Source organism: uncultured Phyllobacterium sp. (assembly GCF_902479695.1).
In the GTDB taxonomy this organism is placed as follows: Bacteria; Pseudomonadota; Alphaproteobacteria; order Rhizobiales; family Rhizobiaceae; genus Phyllobacterium; species Phyllobacterium calauticae.
The window spans coordinates 1-12,029 of the sequence record NZ_CABSQF010000073.1 but is presented as its reverse complement, the minus strand read 5'-3'; the positions used below and the strand labels follow the sequence as shown (position 1 = coordinate 12,029).

Sequence of the window (12,029 nt, the reverse complement as noted above, 5' to 3'; positions counted from 1 at the left end):
CTCGGCGAAGGATTGCTCCACCACGTCGTAGCGGCCATGCAGGGTGATGCCCTTGAAAATCTCGGCTTCCGCCTTTTTGACGTCGCCGCCCGACCAGTAATACTGCATGCCGGTGTCGACGAGGGTTTTTATGCGCTCGGCATTCTGCGGATCGAAGGCGCGGGCGGGCAGTGCAACGGTGAGGGCGAGAAGGGCGGCGGTTGCGGCAGGGACGAGACGTTTCATGGGCGCTTTCTCCAGCGGGCTGTTGGGACGGGCGCAGGTTAACCGCGGCGCACGGGTTTGCAATCGCCCGTGATCACCGCTTTTTGACGCCACACCGGTTTTGTCCGAGGGCTCGCACGTCTATATGACAGGGGTACGATCATCCCCGCCGGAGTTCTCCCATGTACATCGTTTCGCTGAATTATGTTGCGCCGCTCGACGCGCTCGATGCGGCCGCTGCCGAGCACATCGCTTTTCTCGACCGCCATTATGCGACGGGAACCTTTCTCGCATCGGGCCGCAAGGTGCCGCGCACTGGCGGGGTGATTCTGGCGAGGAGCGAGAGCGAGGAGGCGCTGCGCGCCATTCTGGCTGAAGACCCGTTCTGGGTGAAGAAACTCGCGACCTACGATATCCAGCAGTTCGCGGCGACAAAGGCGCAGAGGGGACTGGAAGGCCTGCTCGACTGATTGTCAGAGCAGTGGCGCGCAGTTGGCGCTTTTCAGAAAGGCGTCGACCTGGGCTTTCCAGGACTGGTCGGGCACAAAGCCGCGCACGACGACAAAGCCTTCGTTCATGTCCGCCTCGATCAGCACGGAATTGGCCGCCGATACCGGCTTGGTCTTGTTGAGTTCGATCATCTGCAGGGGCCGGGCAATGACGAGATCGAGCTGGTCGGCAATGGCGGTGCGGTCATTGATCGAATAGATGTTCTCGCCCTGCCGGTCATAGACGGAAATCGACCAGTAGGGCGCGGTGCCGACGCCGGTGATGCGGGCGGGAAGGTCGGTGATGTCGAAGCGGCATGCGACCGCTTCGAACAGCGGATCGAGCGCCAGCGGCACGGTCTGCGCCGTCGCCTGCCGCAGCACGGGATGGAAGGCCCAGTCTTCGCCATAATCCGAGATGCGCGACCAGGCATTGCGGTCGGAATAGAGCGGCACAAGCAGCACCACGGCCACATGCACGATGCCGGCGCCGACAAGGCCGAAGAGCAGGGCGCGGATCAGTCTACCCATCGCAGCGCACCTTTTTCACCGCCGGGAAGGTCATGTCGACCAGGCCGGAATTGCCGCCGACCGGCGTATCGTAGAGCGTCATCACCAGCACCATGCGGCCGGAGCCGGCCGTTGCCAGCCAGTTGCCGGCCTGGGCCTTGGGCGAGACGGCAACGATGAATGCGCCGTTGTCGCCGCGGAAAATCTGGCGCGAGTGCAGGGCCGGCGGCCGGTCCACACCGGGATCGAGCGGAATCAGCGCCAGATCCGCCGCATAAAGCGTCCAGAAGCGCGAATTGGGACTGTTGCCGGCCATGCGGTAGGTGCACTGGCGATTGAGCGTCTGCCCCTGGTCGTCACGGTAGGCGTAGAAGGCCAGGCCCTCGGCGCTACCCAGCGGAAACGCGCCCTCGCGCGCGGCGCGCGCCTTGGCATAGGGGTCGGACTGCGGCGTGCCCGCATCGGGATAACCGGTCCATTGCCCGATGGTCAGCGTGCCGAAACCGTCGAAGCGGTTGACCGCATACCATGCGCTCAGCGTGCCGCCGCCGACGGCAATGACAAGAGCGATGAGGGCAAGAAACACATTTCGAAGCATGTACGATGACTACACGCGAAATGTGCGGTGAGGCAAGGTGGTGCCGATAATTACGCCCATGCCCGCTCGCAATTTGCATGCCTAGAAGGTGAGCTTCACGACAATCGTGTCTTTGTATTCGCCCGCAGCGGGTGCGACGGCGATGGGTGTGGTCAACCGACCTTCGACCTTGTATGCGTTGACCGCATTGACCGTGTTGCCATTCCCGGTAAGGGTGCTCCAGGGCGAAGACACGTCCGACGCGGTCTTGTCAAACAGCTGATAGGCTAAGAAGTTACCGTTTTTTTCATTTTTCATGCGCCGCGTGCTGCCATCGTAGTTTTCACCATTGCCGAGCTCAAGTGTATAGGGCGTTTGATAGGTGCAGCGCACGTCGATTTGGCTTGTCGCGCTGATTGTGCCGTTCGAAGCTGATGCAGCGTCAAAGGAGCCTCTTGTGCCGAAATCAATCGTATCGAACTTTTCCGCCTTTTCGCCCTTGTTCTCGAGCTGGCAGGATGTCAGGACCTCGGCTTGTAACTGGAATGGCGTTGTAACGCGCCTCGAGTCAGCCTTAATCTTAGATAGGTCATGACAGTCGGGCTCCCCCGTATTATCATTGTAAGTAACACTGACTAGGTTATACGTCGACGTATATATTCCTGCCCGTACTCCACTTTGGTTCGCACGGGGCAAGTAGGTAGCCGTCAAATGCATGCTGCCCTCGAGGATGCGTGATCCTTTCTTTAATTTCACTGCTCCTACGTTATCTTGATCGGAGTCGGGTGACTTGAATTTCCCCTCCCATGCGAGGCTGGAATCCTTCTCGGGTTGTCCTTGGTAAAACACATTGCGGTTGTTGTTGTTGCCTTCGATATAGGCGCAAATCACGCCCCCCGTATCAAGCACCTCCTGAGGGCATTCATAGGCGATTTTGGCCGTGGTGGAGGGAGAAGTCGAGGCGTTTGATATCAAATCTGCTATTTTTACGGTTCCAAGCGATTCCATACTTTTCACCACACAGACCTGTGCGGACGCTGGTGATATCGACACCAGGACAGTCAGGACCGACAGGGCGAGAAACCATCGACGCCGAATTATCATGCCCAAGGCTCTCGCCAGAATCGCAGGCTCGCGGCGGGCAGGGCTTGGACTGGGCATTGAACTTCCTCTTTCTAGCGGCATGGGATCGGCCCGATTTCCGGCTGTGCACCGGGTTTGGCCGCATAATCGAACGTGGCATGACAGGTGCCGGCGTTTTCAGGCAGGGTGACGGTGATGCTGTTGCGCCCGGAAAGTCCGGTCAGGTAGGTGCGGCCGTCATAGCCGGCAACGGTGGACTGGCTGGACCCGTCCAGCTGCACCGCCGCGCCGAGCGGCACGGCCTTGCCATCCGGCCCCGTCAGGTTGACGATGGCGGCATCGACTTTGCTGACACCGAAATCGACCACGGCGCCGGAACGGTCAGCGGGGATGACAACCGCCTCGGTCTGGTCCGGCTGCAGATCGAAGGACAGGTTGGCGGGGTCGATGGAAATGCGGTTTCGCCGATAGGAATCCAGCGAGGGAACGAGGGCACGTCCACGGGAATTCGTCCTGGCGACACGGCGGCTGTTGACCGAGACATCGACATTCGGACCTCCCGCCTTGACCACGGCGAAGGCATCGTCGACACGATTGGCCAGGAATACGCCGCCGCCGGCGGCAACGACGGAACCCTCGATGGTGCCTGTCACGCGGCCCTGATCGCCCGATTGCTCGACGGAGCCCGAAAGCTGCGCCAGCCGGGTGCGGTAATTGGCGCTGACCGAGCGGGCGCTGTTGCCGTCACCGCCCTCATGGTCCCGTATGGTCCAGCCGACAGCGCCTTCCTCGAGCCCGGAGGAACGCGACAGGCTGGTATCGACGCCGATGTGATCGCCATTGCGCGAGAGACTGGCGGAGGCGGTCATGTCCTTGCCGATGGGCATGGACAGGCCGGCATAGACACCGAAATCCCCACCGCGGCCGAGATCGCCATAGCCGGTGACATAGAGCGAGACCTTGTCGAAGACCGTGCGCGACCAGGACGCATTGAGAAGGCTGGAATCGCTGTCACGCCCGGCGCCGTGAATGCGTGAAAAGCCGAGGCTGAGCGAGGAGGGATCGAAACCGAGCGGAAAGGAGACGCCGACACGGTCGACCTGACGGCTGCGGGCGGAAACCGGTGTTTCGTAATCGTTGCGCCGGTCAGCCACCAGACCGACATCATTGTAATCGCCGATCATGCGGTCGCCGCCGACATAGAAGGAATAGCCGTTGCGGGAGACCTGATAATAGGCGGAAATCTTCTCGCCGAGCGCGCCTTCATAACGGCTTGCCGCAACCGAGGCATTGACGGACCCGTAGGGGCCGAGGCTTGCGGCAAAACCTGCACCGGTATTGACCAGATTGCGGATGCCTTCCGCATGTCCTTCGAGGGTGAGCCAGTTGGTGAGACCATAACGGATGCTGCCGGAGGCGGCGATATCGCTGGCATAGTTGAAGGAGTCATAACCGTAGCCGAGGCGCGGCAAGCCGACTTCGGCGGAATAATCCACATAACCCTTGCGCAGCATGCCGGGGGCAAAGAAATAGGAGCGCTGGATCACGGATTCGCGGCCGAGCGCGTCCTTCATGACAATGCGCGCATCGCCGCCGCCGCCGAGGAAAGGCAGGCCGCTGAAGTCGAACGGCCCGGACGGCACATCGCCGGAATAGACCTTCATGTTGTTGAGATAGAGATCGAGCGTCGAGGGCACCGAGGCGCTGCCGGTGAGACTGGGGACGGGCGTGGTGACCAGATCCGGGCGGATGCCAAAGTTGCGCCTGATCTGCAGGCCGCCCAGCCGGTAGGACGACGTCCATGACAGCGCGCCCGAAACGGTATCGCCGATCTGGTAGGTCAGCATGCGCTTCGGATCGACATAGCGCCAGGCACTGTCCAGCCGGGCAATGTCATAGTGTCCCGCATCGAAGGGGTTCATCCGGCCGAGACCGCTCGTCGACAATGTGCCGAAGGGCGTCAGCAGCCGCGACTCGGCGCTGCCGCTCAGACTGCCGTCAAAGCTGTCGCCATGCCAGTTGGAGCCCGATGTGGCGTAGAGGGTGTAATTCGTGACCAGCCCGAAATCCGAACGGACCGCGGAAAAATCGATGGGCTCGCTCTCGCTGCCGAGATCGACCGTCGTCGGTTCGCGCGCCTGATCCGGCGCGGTGAAGGCGATCATCTGATCGACATCGTTATATTCCCATGCCACGCCGGGCAGGCTGTCGAGCGGAATGAAACCATCCTTGTCCGCGACGCCGCGCTCCGGCCTGAAACCGGCCTTGCGCAGTTCATCCGGTGTCGCCGCCAGTTTGCCGTCGGGCAGATGGCGGAAGCGGGCGAGCACGCGCGACCCATTGTCATTCACCTTGACGCCAAGCAGAAGCTCCTGCCCGGACACGGGCAGTTCCGGCGTGATCGGCGGTGCCTCCTGCGCCGGAACGGGGGATAGGGTTCCGGCCAGACACAGTCCGATGCAGGCAAGGCGCAGATCAAGGCGTGACGACAACTGTCTGATTGACCGCATAGTCATCCCCCTTGGCCGTAACATTGACGCTGGCGCCAGGCTGGATGCGCTGCGCACCCGCACTGACGATCCAGCGCCGGGTCGAGCCGGGCAGGACATAGCCATTCAGCCCTTCGCCGAAGGAAACCGTACCGGCCTTGGAGGCGACCGCGAGACCGGCGATCTTGGCATGGCGATTGCCCACATTGGTGGCCTCGGCAATCAGGGTCTTACCGGAGCGGCTGACATTCCATTGCAGCTCGGCACCGGCGGCCCTTTCGGCGAAAAAGATCGGGATGGAATAGCGGATGGCCAGATCCACCGCGCTTGACGGGCGGCGTATATTGACCTCGGGCAGCTGGTCGATCAGCAGCCGGTAGGTTTCCTCGCCCGCTTTCAGCGGCGGGGCGATGCGGGCAATGCGGATCGTATAAGTGGTGCCGGGCTGCAGTGTCGCGGCGGGCGGGCTGGCGACCACATCCCGGCTTGGCGTGAGTTTGTCTTCGCCGTTCACCTGGGTCCAGGAAAACACCCGGACCTGGACATTGACGGGACGGTCGCCCTCATTGCGCAGATTGACGGTGGACGTCTGGCCGGGGGCGGTGAGATCGACGGAGACAGGCGAGACCTGCAGCGGCGCTGCAAGGGCGGTGTTGTTGAAAGCCAGCATCGAGGTAACGGAGGCTATTGCGAAGAGCAGCTTCGCGGAGTGGTGAAAAATCATAAAAAATCCAGTATAAACATTTGAAAAATATAAATAAATTTGTATAGAGGAGGATCGTTGAAAAAGCAGGTCTGCGCGATTTTCGGCCGGGCGGGCCAAGCGATAGTTTAGTATCGGAATGGCGAGGCCAACTACGAACTGGTCCCGCGAACTGTTGCCGGTGATCCAATCAGTAACTAACCGTCACCGTCACAGTGTCGGAATATCTGCCGGGGAGGGCAGACAATGCATCGGACTTCAGGACGCGACCATAAATCGGAATCGACTGCACTCTGCCGTCTGCGCTCTCTTTGACGGAGACGGAGCGTCTCTTGTTGATACTGTTTTCATTTATGTACGATTCTTGAATACGTCGAGGGTCAAATGTAGGAGGTCTAGGCACGCGAGCGGTAACGGTCGTCTTCTCCTCAGTCTCCCCCCAAATTGTGTTGTACCCCGCGTCCGTATATAATTCATAGGCAATCAGCGACCCGCTATCACTTTTCATCTTGCGACCCGTATCAAGATTTTCGGTGCCCTCATTATTGTAATTGCGACCATTGTTGAGGCTAATGCTGTAACGGGTCAAGTTATTGCATTGGACCTGAATGGAACCCTGGATCTTGATATCTTCGTTCACTCTGTCATGGTTTCCAAAATCGAGAACGCCGCCGCCGACATCAACGCTGCATTCGGCGCGAAGTTCCACGTTGACTTCGAGATTGCCTGGCGCGATGGATGACGACCAACAGGAAACACTGGATGCTATGAGTGCGGAAAGGGCAAAAGTGGGGATAACAATTTTCATTGTTGCTCCTAAAGAAGTATTTCAGAATAGCACTTGATAGCACGTAGCTTTCGCAAAGCTATCAAGTGCGGGTGACTCAGAAAATGTTGGGAAAATCAGAAAGAAACCGATACGGTAACCGTATCTTTGTATACCCCTGGCATGAGATTTGAACGTCCCTCGACGCGTCCGAAAACTTGATGAGACTGTACATCGCCAGTTGCTTTTGCAGAAACAACATCGCCAGAGTTACCATTGGACGATGGGGTATTCCCCCACACCCGGGTGTGGGCTTCGTCCGAGAATAAGTTATACTTGATCTCTTCACCAGGGTTATCCGTGCTCACCAAGAGCATGTGTCGATCATTAACATTATCGCCAAATATTGAATGTTTGCCGGCGTCAAGCGCAATTGTGTAGGGTATGTCTTTGGTGCATTGGACCTGGATGGAACCTATGCCCTCTTTCACAGTCGCTTTGTCGATATCTCGATCCAGACTTCCATACTTTCCAAAATCAAGAGAGGCATTACCGCCGGGATTGACCTTACATTGCTCACCGATTGTTATCGTTACTTCGAGAGTGCCGGTCGCCGGCTCAGCAGACCAGCCGGAAACGGTGGAGGCAAGCAGGGTGGACGCAGCAATAACGGGGATGAAAACTTTCATCATTTCTCCTAAAGGTATGGTTCAAAATCAATGTTTAAAAATGAATGTCGATACAACGCTACTCGCGTAATAGTATATTTATCTTCTTAACGATAACCAGAAGACACAGGATTTCAACCCACGAATTTCCATTTATGTATAGTACTTTAGCCCAATATATTGCGCATTTTATACATTAGAAATTGTACATAATACTGCAATACAACCTTGAGTGTATTTCTGCGCCGACTCAAAGTCACCGTTGGAAGTACAACCCAGCACGGAATCTCCGCCGCGCGCGGGGCAGGACGAATCAGTATTCTGCGCGGTTGTTCGTACGTGGTTCGCCCTTCGGCAAGCTCAGGAAGCTCACCATGTGGTGCGTGGTTCGACAAGCTCACCATGAGGGCGGTGGTTTGGTGCCAGATTAATCACAACCGTTGCAAAAGCTAACTCCCTGCAATCCCCCGCGTTCCTCATGGTGAGCTTGTCGAACCACGCACGGCATCGATGCAAACGGCGCTAGCGGGCGGAGATTTTCGTCGGCACGTCAGGCAGTTTCAGTGCCGGCGCTTCCTTCAGCGCCTGGCCGATTTCACGCAGGGACGTGACGGTGGCATTGGAGAGCACGCGCGGGCGCTCGGCTGCCTTCAGCGCTTCCTCATCCGCCGTGGCCGGTTTGGCGGCCGCCACCTTGTCCTGCTTCGGCATCGCCGGATCGATGCCGGGAATGGGCTTCAGGTCGATGTTCTGGTGGGCGTAGTTCATGAAACGCTGCCAGGTCATCGCCGGCAGGATGCCGCCGGTCAGCTCCTTGGTCGGGGTAAAGTTGTCGTTACCGAACCAGACGGCGGCGGTGTAATTGCCGGTGAAGCCGACGAACCAGGCATCGCGGTAACTCTGGGTCGTGCCTGTCTTGCCCGCCACGCGCGTCATCGGCAGGGCGGCGCGCCGTCCCGTGCCCCATTCCGGCACCTGGCTGAGCATGATGTTCATGTTGAACGCCGCCTTTTCCGTCAGCGCCCGGTGCGGCTTGTTCCCATCGGTCTTCCAGTCCCACAGGAGCTTGCCGTTCTGGTCGCTCACCTGGGTGAAGGCATGGCGCACGCCGGCAAGACCGCCGGTGGCAAAGGTGTTGTAGCCCGTCGCCTGATCCATGACCGTCATGCCCGAGGTGCCGAGCACCATGGTCTTGTGCGGGCTGATCACCGATTCCACGCCCATGGCTTTCGCCAGCGCCACGATGGGCGCCGTCGTCAGATAATCCTTGGCGAGGCGCACCGGCACCGTGTTGATGGATTTGACGAGGGCCGTCGTCAGGTCGATCTGGCCGAGATATTGCCGCGAATAGTTCTGCGGCGACCAGTTGCCCCAGGACACGGCGCCGCCCGAAATCATGGTTTTCGGCGTCATGCCCTTTTCCATGGCGGCGGCATAGACATAGGGCTTGAACGAGGAACCGGCCTGGCGCAGCGCCGCCGTGGCGCGGTTGAACTGGCTTTCGCCATAGTCGCGCCCGCCGACGATGGCGCGCACCGCGCCGTTGGTTTCCAGGACGACGATGGCCGCCTGCGTCACATGGTATTCCTTGCCGAACTGGCGCAGGTGATATTCCGCCGATTCCTCCGCCGCCTTCTGGATGCCGGTATCGAGCGTGGTGCGCACGACGAGGGTGTGCGACGGCAGTTTCTGGCCGACGCGGCGGATCTCGTCAAAAGCCCAGTCGAGGAAATAATCCGGGCTTTCCGAGCGGGCACGATCGACGACTGTCGCCGGATTGCGCCGGGCACCCACCACCTGGCCTTCGGTCATCAGCCCGCCCTGCACGAGATTGCTCAAGACCACATTGGCGCGGGCGCGGGCGGCAGGCAGGTTGACATGCGGCGCATATTTGGCCGGGGCCTTGAACAGGCCGGCGAGCATGGCCGCTTCGGCGAGGTTCACATCCTTGACGCTCTTGCCGAAATAGAATTCCGAGGCCGCGGCGATGCCGAACGTGCCGCCACCCATATAGGCGCGGTCGAGATAGGTCTGCAGGATTTCCTTTTTCGACAGGTTGGATTCCAGCCACAACGCCAGGAACGCCTCCTTGATCTTGCGGTCGAGGCTGCGCTCATTGGTCAGGAACAGGTTTTTTGCCAGCTGCTGGGTGATGGTGGAGCCGCCCTGGACCACGGAATTGGCACGCAGGTTTTCCGTCATGGCGCGGGAAAGACCAAGGAAATCAATGCCGAAATGGTCGAAGAAGCGGCGGTCCTCCGTGGCCAGAACCGCCTTGATCACATGGTCCGGCAATTCGTCGATGGGCACGGCGCTGCGGTGCAGGATACCGCGCTGGCCGATCTCGTTGCCGTAACGGTCGAGGAAGGTGACGGCGAAATCGTCGCGCGTGCGCCAGTTCTTTTCCGTGTCATGGAAGGCGGGAATGGCGAGCGTCAGCATGACCACGGAGCCAGCGGTGCCCCAGGTAAAACCTTCGCTGAGGAGCTCGACCACGCCGCGCCGCCAGCCCGATACATGGAAGCGGCGGAAGAAGATGGTGGTGTCTTCCCAGAATTCGGCGAGGCGGAAACGCAGCTCGTACAGCGACGAATCGATCCAGGCATCAAGTCCAAGCAGAGGCGAGACCTTGAATCGCTTGCGTTTCTTCTTGGCCAGAGTATTTTTGGCCCGAGGCTCGTTCATCATGCCAATCTCTTGTCTGCCTGTCGTCAGCCACATCGCGCGCGAAGATATGATGTAGCCGATTACGCTTAACAGCTTCTTATGATGGCCGTTATAAGACCGCGGCAGTCCGTTTCGTCCCTTTCTATCTCAAGGAAAAATTTAACTCTTTTTCTGATCGGGCGACAAGGGGCGCAACCGTCAACACCGAGATTTGATGGAGTCCGGGGCGGCAAAAATTCCACTTGCAATTGTGTTCCGGTGATGGATTGCTGTGGTTTTTGGCGGGAGCGAAAGAGCATGTCCATCGAACACTGGCTGGCATTTGTTGCGGCATCGGCAATCCTTCTGGCCATTCCCGGCCCGACCATCCTGCTGGTCATTTCCTATGCGCTTGGCCATGGCCGCCGCTTTGCCGCTGCAACCGTTGCGGGTGTGGCGCTGGGCGATTTCACCGCCATGACCGCATCGATGCTGGGGCTCGGCGCCTTGCTTGCCGCCTCCGCCGCGATCTTCACGGTGCTCAAGTGGATCGGCGCGGCCTATCTGATCTATCTCGGCATCAAGCTGTGGCGCGCCCCGGTGGCGGACACCGCCGACGCAGGCGAAGCGCAGGAGAGCAAGGACAGTGCGCTGCGCATCTTCCTGCACACCTATGTGGTGACGGCGCTGAACCCCAAGAGCATCATCTTTTTCGTGGCGTTCCTGCCGCAGTTCCTCGACACGGCACGGCCGGTCTTCACCCAGATGCTGATCTTCGAGACGACGTTCCTGGTGCTGGCAACGCTCAATGCCGGAACCTATGCGCTGATGGCCTCCATGGCGCGCCAGACCATCCGTAAGCCGAGGGTGCAGCGCGCGGTCAACCGCACCGGCGGTTCGCTGATGATCGGGGCAGGGCTGCTGGCGCTCGGCTGGAGGAAGGCATCCGCCTGACGGCGGGGGCATTGAAAGAAAATAATCATATTTAGGAAAATAGTCCTTGACTGCGTGACGGGACTTGTGTAGGGTCTGGTTATCGTCAGAAATGTGCCCGGATCATTCCGGTGGCGGGCGATCTGATCTTCCGGGAATTGGCCATGACAATGATGGAGCGCGGCGAGAGCGCGCTGTGCCGCCGGCACGCCTATGATCTTTGCCGGCACTACGGGATTTCCGCCGATGCAATGGCGCCGGTGTTCGGCATCGGCCGGACGGAGTTCGAGCAGCGCGTCCTCGATGACGGGCTGACGCTTGCATATCTGGAATGCCAGAACACGGAAATTACCCTCATTCACGATCTCATGGCGCTTTTGCGCAAGGAACTGGAGCAACTGCAACTGGGAGACGAGACGGCGACGGCGAAGACACGGCTGGATGCCCTCGCGCAGCTTGCCCGCACCATGGAGCGCCTCAGCGACATGCAGGACAAACGCGTTGAACAGCAGCGGTCCGTGCTCATGCTGAGCCCGGAAGAGTTGCGCGAAGCGCTGGTGCGCATCGACGGAAGAATCCATGAACTTGCCCTCTGCCGCGCCGACGAACTGGTGCAGCGACAATCTCAGCCCGGTGCAGATGCAGTCCCTGATCAACGAATGGGTGTTCCAGGGGCGGACGGACCAGCAACCGCCGCCAAGGGGTTTGCGGGGAGGGCGGGGACAGTGGGGGGGGCGGAGCCGCGAATTACCGCGCCGGGCGCGGGGGGGGAGGGGTTTGGCCGGCCCTTCTTCCCGGTGGAGGGGGGTGTGGAGGGGGCGGCGCACCGGCGCCCCCCGCCACTATATGGAGAACAAAGGCCGTATGGTGCGCCTGGCGGAGTACAGCCGCGACTGCCTGAAGGCGCTGCGCGACACCACCGGCATTCAGTATGAAGGGCGCCAGGGCGGGACGCTGCAGCT

The 12,029-nt window shown here is 59.8% G+C and carries 11 protein-coding genes and 1 pseudogene; 3 read left to right on the top strand and 9 right to left on the bottom strand.

The features are described from left to right. A pseudogene (locus RDL77_RS23935) lies at nt 1–225 on the bottom strand (hypothetical protein); the annotation flags it as partial. A 161-nt stretch (nt 226–386) separates the two neighbouring features. On the opposite strand from RDL77_RS23935, the gene RDL77_RS23930 reads away from it, so the two are divergent. Then, nucleotides 387–674 carry a YciI family protein gene (locus RDL77_RS23930; RefSeq protein ID WP_223611386.1) on the top strand — a complete coding sequence of 96 codons (288 nt, stop codon included), beginning with the start codon at nt 387–389 and terminating at the stop codon, nt 672–674. Nucleotides 675–677: 3 nt separating this feature from the next. Here the strand turns inward: RDL77_RS23930 and RDL77_RS23925 are convergent, their stop codons facing one another. From RDL77_RS23925 to RDL77_RS23890, 8 genes are all read right to left on the bottom strand, one after another. Further along, nucleotides 678–1,223, bottom strand: a complete 546-nt coding sequence (locus RDL77_RS23925; protein ID WP_223611385.1) for a DUF1254 domain-containing protein — start codon at nt 1,221–1,223, stop codon at nt 678–680. Next, nucleotides 1,216–1,800 (bottom strand): DUF1214 domain-containing protein, encoded by a 585-nt coding sequence (locus RDL77_RS23920; RefSeq protein WP_288194989.1) that lies wholly within the window; start codon nt 1,798–1,800, stop codon nt 1,216–1,218. Before RDL77_RS23920 ends, RDL77_RS23925 begins: the two co-directional genes overlap by 8 nt. Nucleotides 1,801–1,881: 81 nt before the next feature. Beyond that, the gene (locus RDL77_RS23915) at nt 1,882–2,787 is read right to left on the bottom strand and encodes a spore coat U domain-containing protein (protein WP_288194988.1); all 906 of its coding nucleotides are present in this window, start codon (nt 2,785–2,787) and stop codon (nt 1,882–1,884) included. A 167-nt stretch (nt 2,788–2,954) separates the two neighbouring features. After that, nucleotides 2,955–5,372 (bottom strand): fimbria/pilus outer membrane usher protein, encoded by a 2,418-nt coding sequence (locus RDL77_RS23910; protein WP_288194987.1) that lies wholly within the window; start codon nt 5,370–5,372, stop codon nt 2,955–2,957. Next, nucleotides 5,338–6,075, bottom strand: coding sequence for a molecular chaperone (locus tag RDL77_RS23905; protein ID WP_288194986.1), 738 nt, complete (start codon nt 6,073–6,075; stop codon nt 5,338–5,340). The genes RDL77_RS23910 and RDL77_RS23905 overlap by 35 nt, the downstream gene beginning before the upstream one ends. A gap of 169 nt (nt 6,076–6,244) precedes the next feature. Further along, on the bottom strand, nt 6,245–6,862 hold the full coding sequence (locus RDL77_RS23900) for a spore coat U domain-containing protein (protein ID WP_288194985.1): 618 nt from the start codon (nt 6,860–6,862) through the stop codon (nt 6,245–6,247). 95 nt (nt 6,863–6,957) lie between these two features. Beyond that, a complete protein-coding gene (locus tag RDL77_RS23895) occupies nt 6,958–7,509 on the bottom strand; it encodes a spore coat U domain-containing protein (RefSeq protein WP_288194984.1) in 552 nt (183 codons plus the stop codon). Nucleotides 7,510–8,010: 501 nt separating this feature from the next. Continuing rightward, nucleotides 8,011–10,173 carry a transglycosylase domain-containing protein gene (locus RDL77_RS23890; protein WP_374042789.1) on the bottom strand — a complete coding sequence of 721 codons (2,163 nt, stop codon included), beginning with the start codon at nt 10,171–10,173 and terminating at the stop codon, nt 8,011–8,013. A gap of 279 nt (nt 10,174–10,452) precedes the next feature. Here RDL77_RS23890 and RDL77_RS23885 point away from each other — a divergent pair, with 279 nt between their 5' ends. Together RDL77_RS23885 and RDL77_RS23880 are read left to right on the top strand one after the other, a co-directional pair. Beyond that, nucleotides 10,453–11,088 (top strand): LysE family translocator, encoded by a 636-nt coding sequence (locus tag RDL77_RS23885; protein ID WP_288194982.1) that lies wholly within the window; start codon nt 10,453–10,455, stop codon nt 11,086–11,088. Between the two features lie 110 nt (nt 11,089–11,198). Next, the gene (locus RDL77_RS23880) at nt 11,199–12,002 is read left to right on the top strand and encodes a hypothetical protein (RefSeq protein WP_288194990.1); all 804 of its coding nucleotides are present in this window, start codon (nt 11,199–11,201) and stop codon (nt 12,000–12,002) included. The last annotated feature ends 27 nt before the right edge of the window (nt 12,003–12,029 follow it).